At 36.8% G+C, this 16,230-nt stretch carries 17 protein-coding genes; 15 read left to right on the top strand and 2 right to left on the bottom strand.

The genetic code is table 11. The annotated features are described in order from the left end of the window. The first annotated feature begins 77 nt into the window (after positions 1-77). Both mbcS and BTHG_RS19520 read left to right on the top strand, forming a co-directional pair. Positions 78-1,658, top strand: coding sequence for an acyl-CoA synthetase MbcS (gene mbcS / locus BTHG_RS19525; protein ID WP_010678433.1), 1,581 nt, complete (start codon positions 78-80; stop codon positions 1,656-1,658). 85 nt (positions 1,659-1,743) lie between these two features. Continuing rightward, positions 1,744-3,333, top strand: a complete 1,590-nt coding sequence (locus BTHG_RS19520; protein WP_010678432.1) for an amidohydrolase — start codon at positions 1,744-1,746, stop codon at positions 3,331-3,333. A 50-nt stretch (positions 3,334-3,383) separates the two neighbouring features. On the opposite strand, the gene BTHG_RS19515 is transcribed toward BTHG_RS19520, so the two are convergent. Further along, positions 3,384-4,181, bottom strand: a complete 798-nt coding sequence (locus BTHG_RS19515; RefSeq protein WP_010678431.1) for an NAD kinase — start codon at positions 4,179-4,181, stop codon at positions 3,384-3,386. Positions 4,182-4,344: 163 nt separating this feature from the next. On the opposite strand from BTHG_RS19515, the gene sppA reads away from it, so the two are divergent. From sppA to BTHG_RS27845, 11 genes are all read left to right on the top strand, one after another. Then, a complete protein-coding gene (sppA, locus tag BTHG_RS19510) occupies positions 4,345-5,358 on the top strand; it encodes a signal peptide peptidase SppA (protein WP_010678430.1) in 1,014 nt (337 codons plus the stop codon). 17 nt (positions 5,359-5,375) lie between these two features. After that, complete coding sequence (locus BTHG_RS19505; protein ID WP_042342354.1) at positions 5,376-5,867, top strand: RDD family protein; 492 nt, start codon at positions 5,376-5,378, stop codon at positions 5,865-5,867. A gap of 311 nt (positions 5,868-6,178) precedes the next feature. Further along, positions 6,179-6,460 carry a hypothetical protein gene (locus BTHG_RS26010; protein WP_010678428.1) on the top strand — a complete coding sequence of 94 codons (282 nt, stop codon included), beginning with the start codon at positions 6,179-6,181 and terminating at the stop codon, positions 6,458-6,460. 44 nt (positions 6,461-6,504) lie between these two features. Next, entirely contained in the window at positions 6,505-6,876 is a 372-nt protein-coding gene (locus BTHG_RS26005) for a DUF2953 domain-containing protein (protein ID WP_010678427.1), read from the top strand. 20 nt (positions 6,877-6,896) lie between these two features. Then, complete coding sequence (ytfJ, locus tag BTHG_RS19495) at positions 6,897-7,361, top strand: GerW family sporulation protein (RefSeq protein ID WP_010678426.1); 465 nt, start codon at positions 6,897-6,899, stop codon at positions 7,359-7,361. Positions 7,362-7,619: 258 nt separating this feature from the next. Further along, positions 7,620-8,120 carry a thiol peroxidase gene (tpx, locus tag BTHG_RS19490; RefSeq protein WP_010678425.1) on the top strand — a complete coding sequence of 167 codons (501 nt, stop codon included), beginning with the start codon at positions 7,620-7,622 and terminating at the stop codon, positions 8,118-8,120. A gap of 142 nt (positions 8,121-8,262) precedes the next feature. Beyond that, positions 8,263-9,267 (top strand): class I SAM-dependent methyltransferase, encoded by a 1,005-nt coding sequence (locus tag BTHG_RS19485; RefSeq protein WP_010678424.1) that lies wholly within the window; start codon positions 8,263-8,265, stop codon positions 9,265-9,267. Positions 9,268-9,491: 224 nt separating this feature from the next. Continuing rightward, the gene (locus BTHG_RS19480; RefSeq protein WP_010678423.1) at positions 9,492-10,679 is read left to right on the top strand and encodes an acetate kinase; all 1,188 of its coding nucleotides are present in this window, start codon (positions 9,492-9,494) and stop codon (positions 10,677-10,679) included. A gap of 128 nt (positions 10,680-10,807) precedes the next feature. Further along, positions 10,808-11,641: an EcsC family protein gene (locus BTHG_RS19475; RefSeq protein ID WP_010678422.1), complete on the top strand. Its 834-nt coding sequence runs from the start codon at positions 10,808-10,810 to the stop codon at positions 11,639-11,641. Positions 11,642-11,647: 6 nt separating this feature from the next. Beyond that, complete coding sequence (locus tag BTHG_RS19470) at positions 11,648-12,169, top strand: MogA/MoaB family molybdenum cofactor biosynthesis protein (protein WP_010678421.1); 522 nt, start codon at positions 11,648-11,650, stop codon at positions 12,167-12,169. A 522-nt stretch (positions 12,170-12,691) separates the two neighbouring features. After that, positions 12,692-12,922: an IS3 family transposase gene (locus BTHG_RS27845; RefSeq protein WP_010678420.1), complete on the top strand. Its 231-nt coding sequence runs from the start codon at positions 12,692-12,694 to the stop codon at positions 12,920-12,922. Positions 12,923-13,160: 238 nt separating this feature from the next. Here BTHG_RS27845 and BTHG_RS19460 read toward each other — a convergent pair whose 3' ends face one another. Next, a complete protein-coding gene (locus BTHG_RS19460) occupies positions 13,161-13,472 on the bottom strand; it encodes a hypothetical protein (RefSeq protein WP_010678419.1) in 312 nt (103 codons plus the stop codon). A gap of 184 nt (positions 13,473-13,656) precedes the next feature. Here BTHG_RS19460 and BTHG_RS19455 point away from each other — a divergent pair, with 184 nt between their 5' ends. Both BTHG_RS19455 and argH read left to right on the top strand, forming a co-directional pair. Continuing rightward, positions 13,657-14,865 carry an argininosuccinate synthase gene (locus BTHG_RS19455; RefSeq protein ID WP_010678418.1) on the top strand — a complete coding sequence of 403 codons (1,209 nt, stop codon included), beginning with the start codon at positions 13,657-13,659 and terminating at the stop codon, positions 14,863-14,865. After that, positions 14,862-16,217, top strand: a complete 1,356-nt coding sequence (gene argH / locus BTHG_RS19450) for an argininosuccinate lyase (protein ID WP_010678417.1) — start codon at positions 14,862-14,864, stop codon at positions 16,215-16,217. Before BTHG_RS19455 ends, argH begins: the two co-directional genes overlap by 4 nt. The last annotated feature ends 13 nt before the right edge of the window (positions 16,218-16,230 follow it).

The following is a 16,230-nucleotide window of genomic DNA, read 5'->3' as shown; positions in this document are numbered from 1 at the left end:
TTTTTTCACAAAACCTCTTCCAAATCGTTTAAGTTATTTTATATAATTAGAATATAATAACCGGAGGAGGAATTATTATGAAAAGAGAAGATTTACTTGCACCTGCACAATATAACTTGGTTCAGGAAATTGAAAAGTATGCGAATGACCCCAAGAAGATTGCCCTAAAATGGGAAGATGAGCAGGGAAACAAAAAGGAAATTACATATAAAGACCTCTTCAAAAATGTAAATCGAATTGGAAATACCTTTATAAACAATGGCCTTAACAAAGGTGACAAAGTATTAGTCATTATTCCTCGTCTAGTAGAAGCATATATGGTTTATCTAGGAGCATTAAAAGCTGGGTTAGTTGTTATTCCAAGCTCAGAAATGCTACGTACAAAAGATCTTCAATATCGAATCACACATGGAGATGTAAAAGCCGTTATTAGCTATTACCCATATTGTGAGCAATTTTTATCCATCAATCATATTGAACAAATTCATAAATTTGTGGTTGGAGATAATGTGGAAGGTTGGATTTCCTTAGAAGAGGAAATGGAAAAATATTCTGATAAATTCCAAACTGTAGAAACAAGCAAGAATGACATGGCCTTTTTATCCTACACATCTGGGACAACCGGTAATCCTAAGGGGGTTGTTCATACACATGGTTGGGCATATGCACACTTAAAAACAGCAGCCCCTTTTTGGCTAAGCATTAGTGAGTCAGATACTGTTTGGGCAACTGCGGGACCTGGTTGGCAAAAATGGATTTGGAGTCCATTCTTATCAACATTAGGAAGTGGTGCAACTGGATTTGTATATTTTGGAAAGTTTGAACCAAATAAATATTTGCAGTTATTAAGTTCATATAAGATTAATGTATTATGCTGTACACCTACCGAATACCGTCTTATGGCCAAGGTAGAAAATTTAGCAGATTACTCCCTTCCTGATTTGCATAGTGCTGTATCAGCAGGTGAGCCTTTAAATCGGGAGGTAATCGACACCTTCAAACGAGAATTTAACATAAATGTACGTGATGGTTATGGACAAACAGAAAATACGTTATTAGTTGGTGTTTTAAAAGGAATGACAATTAAACCTGGCTCAATGGGTAAACCAACACCAGGTAACGATGTTGAAATTGTCGATGAATATGGAAAGCCCTGCGCAATTGGTGAAGTAGGGGATATTGGTGTCCATGTAAACACGCCAGCTCTTTTTAAGGAATATTACAAGGATCCTGAAAGAACAGCTATGCAATTTCGAGGAGATTACTATATTACAGGAGATAAAGCGAAAAAGGACGAAGACGGATATTTCTGGTTTGAGGGACGTGCCGACGATATTATCATAAGTTCAGGCTATACAATTGGGCCATTTGAAGTTGAAGACGCACTCGTGAAGCATCCGTCCGTTAAAGAGTGTGCGGTTGTTGCTAGTCCTGATGAAATTCGAGGCAATATTGTAAAAGCCTTTGTCGTATTACGAGAAGGAATTGCTTCTAATGCTGAGTTAGTGAAAGACCTTCAAGAACATGTAAAACAATTGACAGCACCATATAAGTATCCAAGAAAAATCGAATTTGTGACTGACCTTCCTAAGACAACGTCAGGAAAAATTAGAAGAATCGAACTAAGACAGGCAGAAACAGCCAAAGCAAAAGCATAAGGATTAGAATATGCAGATAGTATTTTTACTATCTGCTTTTGCGTATTAAAGTAGTCATGTAAAGTCAGAGAAAGTAGGTGGGATGATGGGAACTTTATGGTTAGGTGGTCGAATATACACGATGGAACGAGAGCACGAAGTGGTTGAAGCAGTTTTCGTGAATGATGGCACCATTGTTGACACAGGATCAAAGGATGATTTGAAAAATCGATATAAACATCAACTTACAAAGATAATTGATTTAGAAGGAAAGACAATGTTACCAGGGTTCGTGGATAGTCATATGCATCTCATTGGACATGGAGAAAAACTGGTAAAGCTAGACTTTTCTAACATGACATCTTCCAAAGAAATTGCTAATGCCATACAAAATCATATAAAAGATATACCTGCGGGTGAATGGGTTATTGGAGAAGGGTGGAACGAGAATCTGCTTTCTGATCGAAAGATTTTTCACAGAATGGAACTAGATGAACTCTCACCTACTAATCCGCTTATGTTAAAAAGAATTTGCAGACACGCTGTTGTTGTCAATTCAATAGCATTAGAATTGGCTGGTATCACAGATGATACACCAAACCCTGAAGGTGGGGTTATTGTACGGGATACAAATGGACATGCTACAGGGTATTTACTCGATCAAGCTCAGGAGCTTGTAAAGGCGGCAATTCCATTGGTTACGGAAGATTACATTCAAAAAGCCCTTCGTTTATCGCTTAAACATTGCCTAAGCCAAGGTCTTGTTGGTGGTCATACAGAGGATTTAAATTATTATGGGGGATTTGAACGGACTTATAGAGGATTTCAAAAAACAATCAATGAAGGAGGAATGAAATTTAGAACAAATCTTTTGGTTCACCATGAAGCCGTCGATGATATGCATCGTTTAGGCTATTCTTTTGGGGATGGTGGAGAGTTTGTTGAGTTTGGAGCAATGAAAATTTTTGTAGATGGTTCACTTGGTGGAAGAACAGCATTATTAAGTCATCCTTATCATGATTCACCTGAAACAACTGGTGTGGCCATACACTCATTAGACCAGCTTAAAAAACTTGTTCAAAAGGCAAGAGGGTATAAGATGCCTATAGCTGTCCATGCAATTGGAGACTTGGCTTTCGAATATGTACTAGATGCAATCGAAGAATTTCCACCATTGCCACACCAACGTGACCGTCTGATTCACGCGCAAATTTTACGAAAAGACTTAATCGAACGCGCGAAACATTTATCGGTCATTCTTGATATACAGCCAAGATTTGTTGTATCTGATTTTCCATGGGTGGTTGAAAGAGTTGGTGAAAAGAATTTGGAGTATTGTTATGCGTGGAAGACGTTGTTAGAAGAAGGGTTCCATTGCGCTGGTGGGTCAGATGCTCCGATTGAACCAGTTGAACCTCTCCTTGGTATCCATGCAGCAGTTACCAGGAAAAAAACAGGTGAAGCAGAAGTTTTCATGCCTGAACAAAGAATCTCAGTTTACGAGGCAGTGCAGTTATATACAACAGGAAGTGCATATGCAATTGGAAAAGAAAATTGTATGGGGAAAATTGTGCCTGGGTTTAAAGCTGATTTTACAGTTCTTGAAAATGATATTTTTCAAATCCATGAAGATCAAATTCCTACCACAAAAGTATTGATGACAATTGTTGACAATACAGTGATGTATGAACGATAACGAAAAGACCAAGCTGCCTTTAGCTTGGTCTAACATTGTTTGGGTGTCATTTACAAAAATGTTCGCTTTACCTTCTCCCAGAAGGAGTTATCTTTTAATTTCACAGTTTTAATTCTTTTATCACTAAGTTTGATATCAATTTGTTTTACATTTCGAATACTGAGTGCTTCGTTGTCCATTCCAATTGTTGGGAAGTCATTTCCATCCTCTATATCCCGCAATGTAAGTTTGCGTGTACCACTTAAAATAAACGGAGAATCTAATGTTCGGTATTGGTTCGTATTTAAAGACGCAAGTTCAGTAACCTGCATACAAGGAAGCAAGGGATCCACGACAGCACCTCTCACAGATTTGTTATACGCTGTACTTCCGGTTGGGGTTGAAATAATCATGCCATCGCCACGGAATGTTTCAAAATGTAAATCGTCAATATAAACTTCTAAAACCAAGGTTTTTATAATTGCTGAACGAATGGAACATTCATTCAAACAATAAAATGATGGATTGTCATCCACCTTCACCTCAATGATTGGATAACGGCGAACTTCGACTTTTTGATTTAACATAGCTTCAACCATTTTGTCAATTTCATCTGCATGAAAATCACAATATAGATTTAAAGCGCCTGTTGTGGAGATTCCGACATAAAGACAGTCCTGGCGGAAATTTGTTTTACGAACCGCTTGAAGGAAAGCTCCATCTCCACCTATACTGACAATGATATTGGCTTGTTCAGCATCTTCCACAACTTGAAATTGATGCTCTTTTGCAATTTTGTATAGTTTTTCTACATACTCAATTAGTTTATCTTCTTTTCTATAAAAGAAATAGAGATTACGACGTTCCATAAAAGATACCTCCTACCGATTTTTAAATGAATATAAATTGAGTAAACAATTAAAGCTATTATGTATCTTTTCTTTAAGTTTAACAATTAATTGAAACTATTTTGGGTGTAATTCGTATTTATTTTTGAACAACTTTTGAATATTATCCATAGGAGGAAAAACAATGAATGGGAAACGGTGGGCAGCATTAGGAATTGCTGCAGTCATATTTGTATTTTCAATCTTTTTTAATTTTGCAACCAATTTAGCCTCGAAAAACTTCAGCAGTTTTTCAGATGAATTTCTTGCATCATCAAATGAAGAATTTCTTGAAAATGTTGTAATTGAAGGTAAAGGAATCGATAAAATCGTAGTTTTAAATGTAAATGGAGTAATTCAGGATACTGGAGAGGATGTAACTTCCTTCTTCCAAACAGCTGGTTATCAACATCAGGCATTTTTAAAAATGATTGAAAAAGCAGAAAAAGATAAAACAGTAAAGGGCATTGTTCTAAAAGTTAATTCACCAGGCGGAGGAGTCGTTGAAAGTGCCGAAATACATAAAAAGCTAACAGACCTTAAAGAGGCCACGAAAAAACCAATTTATGTATCAATGGGGGCAATGGCTGCTTCAGGTGGCTATTATATCTCTACTCCTGCAGACAAAATATTCGCTACACCTGACACGATGACGGGTTCTTTAGGTGTTATTATGCAAGGGATTAATTATAGTGAACTTGCAGAAAAATACGGTGTAAAGTTTGAAACAATCAAAAGTGGACCATATAAGGATATCATGTCTCCAAGCAGAGAAATGACAGAAGAAGAAAGGGAAATAATGCAAACGATGGTTAATAATGCTTATCAAGGATTTGTTGATGTAATTGCAAAGGGCCGTAATATGTCAGAGTCCGATGTTCGGAAAATTGCAGACGGACGAATTTATGATGGCAGACAAGCAAAGGAAAATCATTTAGTCGATGAGTTAGGATATTTTGAGGATACAGTTGAAGCGATGAAAAAGGACTATGATCTTGGAAATATAAAAGTTGTGGAGTATACAACCAATTTTGGATTTGGGTCTCTATTTTCTATGAGTGCGCAGAAAGTCTTTAGTGAAGATATTGAAATGGCAACGTTGGTTCATTTATTATCACAGCCAAATTCACCAAGAATGATGTATTTGTACGCAGAATAGGGGGGACTAATTTGAATATGGATATAACACATGAAGAAGTACAAGGCAATAATCTTGTTCAAGACGATACTACACGTCTGGTGGGTAAAGCCATACCTCGCTATGCAGGATTTTGGATGCGGTTTTGGGCATATTTACTAGACCTAGTTGTGATTAGTAGTATCAACCGTATCCTGATTAACCCAATCTTTCGGGCGCTCGATCTTCCTTTATCCGAGAGTAGTATGTTTAGTGCAGCATCGATTTCAACTGCTATAGTCTTTTATTTATATTTTGTTTTAATGACGAAGTTTTTCAGCCAAACATTAGGAAAAATGGTGTTTGGGATAAAGGTTGTATCACTTGATGAGCAATCACTAACCTGGGGGACTGTTCTGTTTAGGGAGTTAATTGGCCGCTACATCTCAAAGCTCTTTTTTATAGGCTATTTGATAGTTGCTTTTCTACCCAAAAAACAAGGTATTCACGATCTGTTATCAGATACAACAGTTGTACACGCACCAAAATAAGAGTGTAGACAAAGTCAATACTGACTTTGTCTACAGGAATTTTTAAGGATATCTAAATATTAATTCAATTTCCAGACTGTCTTGAAAACGCTTGTCAGACAAGGCGCGCAGATGAGCGAAGACGCGAATAGAAGTTGTCTTCATGAGCGGACGAGAGAGGCAAGCAACGCAGTATGCGAGCGTTTGTCAACAGTCTGTAAGAGTGTCCATTATGGACACTCTTTTTTTTAGATAACTACCAAAGACATCCTTTTTGTGTATTTTTTGCATTCTCGTAGGTGATAATGAAACATTGAAAGGGTGTGAGTGTCATGAAGTGGCTCTTATTTATTTTTTTATTCATAGCCCTCCTAATCCTTCTAGTTGCGATAACGAGGCTGACAATCTTTATTGAAGCAAATCACTCACAGGATGATGACCATATTAAAATGAAATTCAGCATTTGGTTTGGACTTATAAAATATACAATTAATGTCCCGATGGTCGCTGTTGATAAGGAAACGCCAAGCATTGTGTTTAAAAAAGAAAAGAACTCCAATATCCCTATTGATAAAAAAAGAAAAAGGAAAAATTCTCTGTTAAAAATTTTCTAGCAAATATTCATGATACAAAAGAACTCGTTAAACGAGTTGTTGATATGGTTCCAATTCTAAAAAGTTTTCTAAAGAAAATATCCATTACAAAACTTGAATGGCACTCCCATATAGGTGTTGGAGATGCCGCCCATACAGGCGTTATTACAGGAATTGGATGGTCCATTAAAGGGACAATAGTGGGTGTAATTAGTCATTATCTCAGTCTAAAAACTGATCCTGATTATTCAATTACTCCCTCATTCCAGAGAGCCGTCTCCGAAACAAGGCTAAGATGCATGATTCATTTTCGTATCGGGTATGCTATGGTAGCAGGAATCAGAATGATTAAAAGGTGGCGAGGGGGGTTACCGAAGTTTAAATCCCCATCCCTCTCAAAGCTCAATGAAACCGATTCAGATAAAAAATCAGTTTAGATTGTTAGGAGGAATTTGTTATGTCTGATCATCCAATACAGGGGTTAATGAAGACAGCAATGGAAAACTTAAAACAAATGATTGATGTCAATACCATTATCGGCGACCCTGTTGAAACACCTGATGGGAGCGTCATTTTAACGGTCTCAAAAGTTGGCTTTGGATTTGCTGCAGGAGGTAGTGAATTCAAAGGACAAGGTGAGGGTGGAAAAGATAGCGGTGGTGGAAGCGGAGACCAACAGCAACAGCAGGGATCAAAATTACCATTTGGTGGAGGAAGTGGTGGTGGTGTATCCATTACACCAATCGCATTTTTAATTGTAAGTGCAAATGGTGTTAAAATGCTTCATCTTGATGAAAGTACACATTTGTATGAAAAACTACTTGAACTTGCACCGCAGGCAGTTGATAAAATTCAACAAATGATAAAAAAGAATAATAAAGATCAGCAAAATCAGGATAAAAAACCTGATTTCGATATCTAAATCTAACACAGAGTTAGCTGTCCAACAGTTGACTCTTTTTTAGTTAATCAGCAGGGTTACCCCCGGTCCGATTAACTAAAAGCCTCCGGTGGATGCCACAGATTTTCAAAGGTAAATTTTCGAGCTTTCTCGAAAAAATCTAGGCGCAAATACGTCAAGGCATATTTGATTTGCTTTTTCATTCGTATTCATTGCAATCCTTTGTAATTAAAGATATATTTACACTGTACATAAAATTTGAAGGAGGATTTTGGAAAAATGGCAAATATCACATTTAAAAACAACCCAGTTACCTTATTGGGGAATGAAGTAAAGGTTGGGGACAAGGCTCCTGATTTTACTGTATTAGCAAATGATTTATCACAAGTTTCGCTTGCGGATTCAAAAGGATCTGTTCGTTTAATTAGTGTTGTTCCATCACTTGACACAGGTGTATGTGACGCACAAACACGTCGTTTTAACGAAGAAGCAGCAGGATTAGGTAATGTTAACATTTTAACAATAAGTGTTGATTTGCCATTTGCACAAGCTCGTTGGTGTGGTGCAAACGGTATTGAAAATGTTCAAACTCTTTCCGATCACCGTGATCTTTCTTTTGGAGAAGCATATGGAGTGGCAATTAAAGAACTACGCTTATTAGCTCGTGCCGTATTCGTTGTAGATAGCAACGATACAGTAACATATGTAGAATACGTAAGTGAAGCAACAAACCATCCTAACTACGAAGCAGCACTAGAAGCTGCTAAAGCAGCGAAGTAATATAGTAAACGTAAAAGAGAATCCCAAACTCTATTGGGATTCTTTTTTACTTTGTTGAACTACAGTTAAATTTCTTTTAAAATAAAGAGATATCAAATTTATTCAAGGCACAATTGATTGAGTTCAAAAAAGGAGTAAAACAATGGCACAAATTTCAACAGTTGAAAAACTATTTACAGTTATTGATAATACAGCAGTGGTTCTAAAAGAAGAATTATCATGTACATACCTTGAGGCAGTTGCAGAAACAGGAGAAAACCTCTTCCAAAATACCATCTTGCAGGAAGAACTAAGTGAGATATCAAAAAAGCGTTTAGAAAAAGAGTATAGTCATATTCAATTAAAACAATGTACAGCTGAAGAAATACGCAAAGCTTATCAGCTAGCGGCCTTAAAAGGGATGAAGGAAGCAACACAGCCAAACCATGAAATGACACCAGATGCTGTTTCTATCTTTTTGGGATATCTAGTATCAAAGTTTACGGAAGGCTGGAAAGAATTCAGCATCTTTGATCCCGCAGTAGGTACGGGAAACTTACTTACAACCGTTCTCAATCAAAATCAATCAAAAGATATTGAAGCATATGGGATTGATGTTGATGATTTATTAGTCAAGGTAGCTTACGTCAGTGCCAACCTACAACAGCATTCTATTCAACTTTTCAACCAAGATAGTTTAGGGCCGCTATACATTGATCCCGTGGATGTGGTTGTCTGTGATTTACCGGTTGGCTATTATCCGAATGATGTTGGGGCAGCAAATTTTGAACTCCGGGCAAAAGAAGGTCATTCATATGCACACCATCTTTTTATCGAGCAGAGTCTAAAGTATACAAAAGCGGGTGGATACTTATTTTTCCTAGTTCCAAATCATTTATTTACGAGTGATTATGCAAAGGAATTAAATGGTTTCCTAAAAGAACATTCAGTCATTCAAGGAATGCTTCAACTCCCGTTGTCCTTGTTTAAAAATGAAAGGTCCGCAAAAAGTATTTTTATTATCCAGAAGAAAGGTACTGGAGTAGAAGCACCTAAACAGGCGTTACTAGCGAACTTACCTAAATTTTCAAATCAGGCAGCCATGTCTGGAATCATCCAACAAATTGATGAATGGTTTAAACAAGAAAAACATGGAATGAAACAATAATTTTTTTTGGAGGCCTTTTAAGGGGTCTCCTTTTTCTATTTAATAGCGCTTTCTGTTATCAGAATATAAGAACTTTATGGCGAAAACGGTACCAAACCATTATACTCCTTGAAATGTTTTAGTACCGATGTTTAAATGAAAATGATGTCTATGAAACAGTGTCGTTTTGCATAGAATAATGTAGAGTGAAATTTACATATAGTAATAATAAAGGAGCGGACAATATGTCTAAAATCATTGCTATAAATGCAGGAAGCTCTTCACTAAAGTTTCAGTTATTTGAAATGCCAAGTGAAGAAGTAATAACAAAAGGAATCTTCGAACGAATTGGTCTCGATAAAGGGATTTTTACGATTTCTGTAAATGAAGAAAAAATAACAACGGAAACGGAAATTCCTAATCATGCAGTAGCGGTAAAAATATTGCTAGATAAATTAACAGAATTAGAAATTATTAAATCCTTGGATGAAATTGATGGAATCGGTCATAGGGTTGTCCACGGAGGAGAAACCTTTGCAGACTCTGCAGTTATTACAGAAGAGGTTCTTGAGGAAATAGACAAGCTATCAGAACTCGCACCATTGCATAACCCAGCCAATGCAACCGGTATTAGAGCGTTCCATGAAGTATTACCGAATGTTCCAGCGGTAGCTGTTTTTGATACAGCCTTCCATCAAACAATGCCTGAAAAATCATTTTTATACAGTCTACCTTATGATTATTATGAAAAATATGGGATTAGAAAATATGGATTCCATGGAACATCTCACAAATACGTTTCACAACGTGCGGCTGAATTATTGGGGAGACCTATAGAACAGCTTCGTCTTTTATCATGCCATCTTGGAAATGGTGCAAGTATTGCTGCTATTGAGGGCGGAAAATCGATAGATACTTCAATGGGCTTTACACCGCTTGCTGGTGTAACAATGGGGACACGCTCTGGAAATATTGACCCTGCGTTAATTCCATTTATCATGGAAAAAACAGGTAAAACAGCTGATGAGGTTTTAAATGTATTAAACAAAGAAAGTGGTATGCTAGGTGTGTCAGGATTCTCAAGTGACCTCCGTGATATTACGGAAGAAGCAAATGAGGGAAATAGAAGAGCAGAATTAGCTCTTGAAGTCTTTGCGAGCAGAATTCACAAATATATTGGTTCATATGCAGCACGTATGCATGGCGTTGATGCCATTATTTTCACTGCAGGAATCGGTGAAAATAGTGATACTATTCGTGCAAGAGTGTTAACCGGTTTAGAATTCATGGGTGTATATTGGGACCCAATTTTAAACAAAGTGAGAGGTAAGGAAACATTTATTAGTTATCCACACTCACCTGTAAAAGTAATTGTTATTCCTACAGATGAGGAAGTAATGATTGCACGTGATGTAATGCGTTTAACAAAATAATGTATGTAATGGGCAAACTCTTAAGGGTTTGTCCTTTTTTGGGTTCAAATCGCTTCGTTTAGGATCATTATTCTAATTTTTCTTTATGGTATAATACACTTAGTGAATAGTGGAAACGGAGGATAAATATGGGGCTATCTGAACGAGAAATACAAATTCTAACAGAGATTGAAAAATGGTCAGAACAAATGCATCATGAACAAACGGATTTTGAAATGACCTATGATAAGTGGCTTGAAAGCTCACTAAATCTCATCCCAGAGAATATAAGGACCGAGTTCTTTTCAAAATTAGATAATTGGCTTTTTCATTTACATGCAATGCTCCAGGGCTCACAATTTCAAATGGACGCAAGGGTACGTCTGATTCGTTCGGCACGAATATTCAATCAAGAAATTGAAGACATATCTGATTTAAAAGAACTAACGATAGACCAACTTACATATCTAGCAGAAAATGAGATTGCAAAGCATCGCCTTTACTCTTTTGCACACGGAGGATTGTCTGGAACGGGAGGACTTCTTCTACTAGGAACGGATATACCTGCAATAACGGTCCTAAACCTTCGTATTGTTCAGTTAATAGCGATGACGTATGGATATGAAGTTAATACACCATTTGAAATGATGACATCTTTAAAAGTATTTCATGCAGCTACTTTGCCAAAAAGGATGCGCTATCAAGGTTGGGAAGCTCTGATTGATGAGGCAGATGGGACCATTCAGAATCAATATTTTTATCAAGGTTCAGAGGATTTAACAGATGAAACATGGCTTGAACTCCCATTAAAACATATTGTTAAAGCAATTACGATTTCAGTTCTTCGGAAGCGTGTGATTCAAGGAATTCCGCTTATTAGTATGGCAATTGGTGCTGGAATGAATTATCAACTTACAAGACAAGTCAGTGATTTTGCCCATAATTATTACCGATTGCGTTTGTTGAAAGAAAAGGAGTCATAAGAAAAAATGAGCGTTCATGAACATAAAAAATCAAGACCATCCAATGTTGCTTGTAAAGTTATCACGGTGAGTGATACCAGAACAAAAGAAACGGACAAAAGTGGTCAATTAATGATTTCCCTTCTTGAAGAAAATGGCTATAAAGTATTGGACTATGTAATTGTTAAAGACGAAGAGAATAATATCGAAAAAGCAGTCAGGATGGGTTGCGATAGAGACGATATTGATGTCGTTTTAACAAATGGAGGTACTGGAATTGCAAAACGGGACGTTACAATCGAAACGATCTCAAAGTTATTAGATAAAGAAATAGTGGGATTCGGAGAACTATTTCGTATGCTAAGCTATACGGAGGATATAGGCTCAGCAGCCATCCTCTCAAGAGCAATTGCCGGTGTAAGTAAAGATACTGCCATTTTTTCAACTCCAGGTTCTTCTGGAGCAGTAAAGCTAGCAATGAATAAATTAATCTTGCCTGAACTGGACCATGTTGTAAGTGAAATAAAAAAGGATATGAAAAAGATTTAATCTCAAGATTAAGGGCTTCTGTTTTGAAGAAGTTTACTTAATAAAAGTGCCGAAATGACAGTTAATTTGGCATCATAATTGTCGATTAAATCTGTCTTGGTGTGTTGTCTTGCAATTAATAAGGAACTGATGAAAATAAACAGGCTGAGGTCTTCTGGTTAAATTCGGAATGGGGTTTGAATAGAGCTAAATAAGTGGAGGTTTTCTTGTTATCCAAAGCAAAAGCTTTCTAATGCATGTTTTTAGAGTCAATAAGCGGAATCTCTCCGTCTATTCAACTGCCTGGGTGCTAAGCCAGTTCCCACAACTGATATGGTAGGTGCTCGAAAAACTATTGTAATTGAGAAAAATTTTGACTCACTTTTACCCTTTTTGATTGTCATACTAATGAATGTCAAAAACGAAGAAAAAGGTTAAAAGCCTTAGTAAATAAAGAAAATGACGTGTGCCATTATGATATGCTCCCCCTCAGGTAGACAGATTAAAAAATAAAAATCTGGATACTTAAGGGGAGTATTTTTTATGTCCAAAAGAGCTTTTTCTGCAGAATATAAATATGAGGTTCTAAAAGCTTGGGAGGATGGTTTATTTACACTAAGTGAACTTGCAAAGAAGTTTAAGGTGAATATATCCACTATTCAGGATTGGAGAAAAAAAGCAATAGACGAGTATATATATTTCTATAATCACAATAGATATCAAAAAAGACTAAACGGCCTCTGCCCGTTGGAATTTGGAGCTCAAGCCGCTTAGGTCATTTTTATTATTTCCACTGTCTACTTGACAGGGGGCAGTTCAATTCACACGTCATTTTAATGTCATTTACTAATTAAGCACCCATGATTTGAACCCTTTATCAAAAGATAGACCTTTTCTATGACTAGTTTAAGGATCTCGGGTCTAAGCTAATCGTTTTGAAAGGTAAAAAACGCCTTCTGTCGGCTCTCATCTTATGCTTGAAACCGATGGGTGGGCGCACATAGCGGATATCTTAATGATGTACTTTCTTAGATATTCCTTGATTCATTCTATACCAAATCCATAAATCATTGATGATGGATGCACAATCGGAGATTTCATTGTTTAGTTCACATGAACGCGCAAAATCAAGTTCGTTGCCGAGTTGTTCTTGTTTTTCGTTAATAATGGTTTCAATTTCTGCAATACGATCAGGAATATGTCCTCTAATTTTTTCCCAATGGAACAAAATATGCTGTTGTGTTTCAACTGTATATTCTTCCCACTCTTTTTCTAAATACGGAAGAAGAATACCAAGACGGTCATCAAAATGAAAAAAATCCATTATTACCACCCCTTGTAGGTCTTGCTATCATTTTACAATACTACTAATTTATTATCTATGTAAAAAGTTTTTTAAACTTTCTTTAGTTTTCTATTGAAAAAAGTAGAAAGAGTTGCTAAAGTAATACATTATAAATGTATAAATATAAAAACAAATGAATTAATATTCGAAAGGGAGATACAACATGAGCAAAAAGAAAGTTGTTTTAGCATATTCAGGTGGTCTTGATACAAGTGTTGCAGTTAAATGGTTACAGGAGCAAGGCTATGAAGTCGTTGCTTGCTGTTTAGATGTAGGAGAAGGAAAAGACCTTGCGTTTATTAAAGAGAAAGCTATTACAGTTGGAGCTGTATCTTCATACGTAATCGATGCGAAGGAAGAATTTGCAAATGAATTTGCGCTTGCCGCATTACAAGCACATACCCTTTATGAAGGAAAATATCCTTTAGTCTCTGCATTATCTCGTCCGCTAATCGCGAAAAAACTCGTTGAAGTAGCTGAACAAGAAAATGCTGTAGCCGTTGCACACGGTTGTACTGGGAAAGGCAACGACCAAGTTCGATTTGAAGTTTCAATTAAGGCATTAAATCCTAATCTTGAAGTATTAGCACCTGTTCGTGAGTGGAGCTGGTCTCGTGAAGAAGAAATCGAGTATGCGAAGAAGCATAATATTCCAATTCCAGTCAATCTAGATAGCCCATTTTCTATTGACCAAAACCTTTGGGGACGTAGTAATGAGTGTGGCATTTTAGAAGATCCATGGGCTGCTCCACCAGCGGATGCATATGAGTTAACAGCAGCTCTTGAAGAAACACCAAATACACCTGACATCATCGAAATCGATTTTGAACAAGGTGTTCCAAAGACAATTAATGGTCAGCAGTACCCATTATCTGAATTAATTCTTGAATTAAACCAAATCGCTGGAAAACATGGTGTAGGTCGTATCGATCATGTGGAAAACCGCCTTGTAGGTATTAAATCTCGTGAAGTTTATGAGTGTCCAGGTGCAATGACGTTAATTACAGCACATAAGGAACTCGAAGACCTTACACTTGTAAAAGAAGTTGCGCATTTCAAACCAGTAATCGAACAAAAGCTTACTGAATTAATTTACAATGGACTTTGGTTCTCTCCATTGAAGGATGCATTACTTGGTTTCTTAAAAGAAACACAAAAAAATGTAAATGGAACTGTTCGTGTAAAACTATTTAAAGGTCATGCAATTGTTGAAGGACGTAAATCAGAAAATTCATTGTACGATGAGAAACTTGCAACTTATACTTCTGATGATGAGTTCGATCATCATGCAGCAGTTGGATTCATTTCATTATGGGGCTTACCAACAAAGGTTAATAGTATTGTAAACAACAGTAAGAAGGTTGAAGTATGAAAAAGCTTTGGGGAGGAAGATTCACCAAAAGTGCGGAAGCGTGGGTAGATGAATTCGGTGCATCTATCTCCTTTGATCAGGAATTGGTGAAGGAAGACATCGAAGGAAGTATTGCCCATGTGACAATGCTAGGTAAATGCGGAATCGTTTCTATGGAAGAAGCAAATACCATTAAGTCAGGGCTGCTTACCTTATTAGAAAAAGCCAAAAATGATGATTTAGAATTCTCTGTTGCAAACGAAGATATTCATTTAAATATCGAAAAAATGCTAATAGATGAGATTGGGCAAGTTGGAGGTAAACTTCATACTGGGCGAAGTAGAAATGACCAGGTTGCCACAGATATGCATTTATACTTACGACAACAGGTTGATGAAATCATTCATCTTGTTGAGGAACTTCAAGAAGCAATCGTGGAACAAGCGGAACAACATGTTGAAACGATTGCTCCTGGTTACACACATTTACAAAGAGCACAACCTATTTCATTTGCCCATCATTTGTTGGCTTATTATTGGATGCTTGAGCGTGATCAGGAACGTTTAACAGACTCCTTAAAAAGAATCAATGTATCTCCTTTAGGGGCTGGTGCCTTAGCAGGAACCACATTTCCAATTGACCGATACTACAGTGCAGAACTTTTAGGTTTCGAAAAAATCTATGAAAATAGTATTGATGCTGTAAGTGACCGTGACTTTATTATTGAGTTTTTAAGCAATAGCTCCATGATTATGATGCATCTTTCACGTTTTTGTGAAGAATTAATTCTTTGGTCTTCACAGGAATTTAATTTTGTTGAAATGGATGATGCTTTCGCAACGGGAAGTAGTATCATGCCACAGAAGAAGAATCCAGATATGGCAGAGCTAATCCGTGGCAAAACAGGAAGAGTCTATGGAAATCTTTTTGGCTTATTAACCGTCCTTAAAGGGACACCACTTGCATATAACAAAGATATGCAAGAGGATAAAGAAGGCATGTTTGATACAGTAAAAACCGTAAAGGGATCATTGAAGATTTTTGCTGGAATGGTGTCAACGATGAAGGTGAAAACGGAAGTGATGGGAACAGCCGTTAAAAAGGACTTCTCTAATGCGACAGAGCTTGCTGATTATTTAGCTTCAAAGGGACTTCCGTTTAGAGAAGCACATGAAGTAGTCGGAAAGCTAGTATTGACCTGTATTGAACAAGGAGTCTTTTTAGGTGATTTGCCACTTGAAGTGTTTAAAGAGTCATCTTCACTTTTTGAAGAAGATATTTATGAAGTATTATTACCTGCCACTGCCGTAGCTCGTCGTAAAAGTGCTGGTGGAACGGGATTTGATGAAGTACGTAAGGTTTTACAAAAATAAAACAAACAAAAAA

Source organism: Bacillus timonensis (genome assembly GCF_000285535.1).
Lineage (GTDB): Bacteria > Bacillota > Bacilli > Bacillales > Bacillaceae_L > Ferdinandcohnia > Ferdinandcohnia timonensis.
This window is presented reverse-complemented; position numbering and strand designations above follow the sequence as displayed.

Coding starts and splice junctions, on each gene's coding strand:
- mbcS (WP_010678433.1), top strand. CDS start 78: ATGAAAAGAGAAGATTTACTTGCACCTGCACAATATAACTTGGTTCAG.
- BTHG_RS19520 (WP_010678432.1), top strand. CDS start 1,744: ATGGGAACTTTATGGTTAGGTGGTCGAATATACACGATGGAACGAGAG.
- BTHG_RS19515 (WP_010678431.1), bottom strand. CDS start 4,181: ATGGAACGTCGTAATCTCTATTTCTTTTATAGAAAAGAAGATAAACTA.
- sppA (WP_010678430.1), top strand. CDS start 4,345: ATGAATGGGAAACGGTGGGCAGCATTAGGAATTGCTGCAGTCATATTT.
- BTHG_RS19505 (WP_042342354.1), top strand. CDS start 5,376: ATGGATATAACACATGAAGAAGTACAAGGCAATAATCTTGTTCAAGAC.
- BTHG_RS26010 (WP_010678428.1), top strand. CDS start 6,179: ATGAAGTGGCTCTTATTTATTTTTTTATTCATAGCCCTCCTAATCCTT.
- BTHG_RS26005 (WP_010678427.1), top strand. CDS start 6,505: ATGGTTCCAATTCTAAAAAGTTTTCTAAAGAAAATATCCATTACAAAA.
- ytfJ (WP_010678426.1), top strand. CDS start 6,897: ATGTCTGATCATCCAATACAGGGGTTAATGAAGACAGCAATGGAAAAC.
- tpx (WP_010678425.1), top strand. CDS start 7,620: ATGGCAAATATCACATTTAAAAACAACCCAGTTACCTTATTGGGGAAT.
- BTHG_RS19485 (WP_010678424.1), top strand. CDS start 8,263: ATGGCACAAATTTCAACAGTTGAAAAACTATTTACAGTTATTGATAAT.
- BTHG_RS19480 (WP_010678423.1), top strand. CDS start 9,492: ATGTCTAAAATCATTGCTATAAATGCAGGAAGCTCTTCACTAAAGTTT.
- BTHG_RS19475 (WP_010678422.1), top strand. CDS start 10,808: ATGGGGCTATCTGAACGAGAAATACAAATTCTAACAGAGATTGAAAAA.
- BTHG_RS19470 (WP_010678421.1), top strand. CDS start 11,648: ATGAGCGTTCATGAACATAAAAAATCAAGACCATCCAATGTTGCTTGT.
- BTHG_RS27845 (WP_010678420.1), top strand. CDS start 12,692: ATGTCCAAAAGAGCTTTTTCTGCAGAATATAAATATGAGGTTCTAAAA.
- BTHG_RS19460 (WP_010678419.1), bottom strand. CDS start 13,472: ATGGATTTTTTTCATTTTGATGACCGTCTTGGTATTCTTCTTCCGTAT.
- BTHG_RS19455 (WP_010678418.1), top strand. CDS start 13,657: ATGAGCAAAAAGAAAGTTGTTTTAGCATATTCAGGTGGTCTTGATACA.
- argH (WP_010678417.1), top strand. CDS start 14,862: ATGAAAAAGCTTTGGGGAGGAAGATTCACCAAAAGTGCGGAAGCGTGG.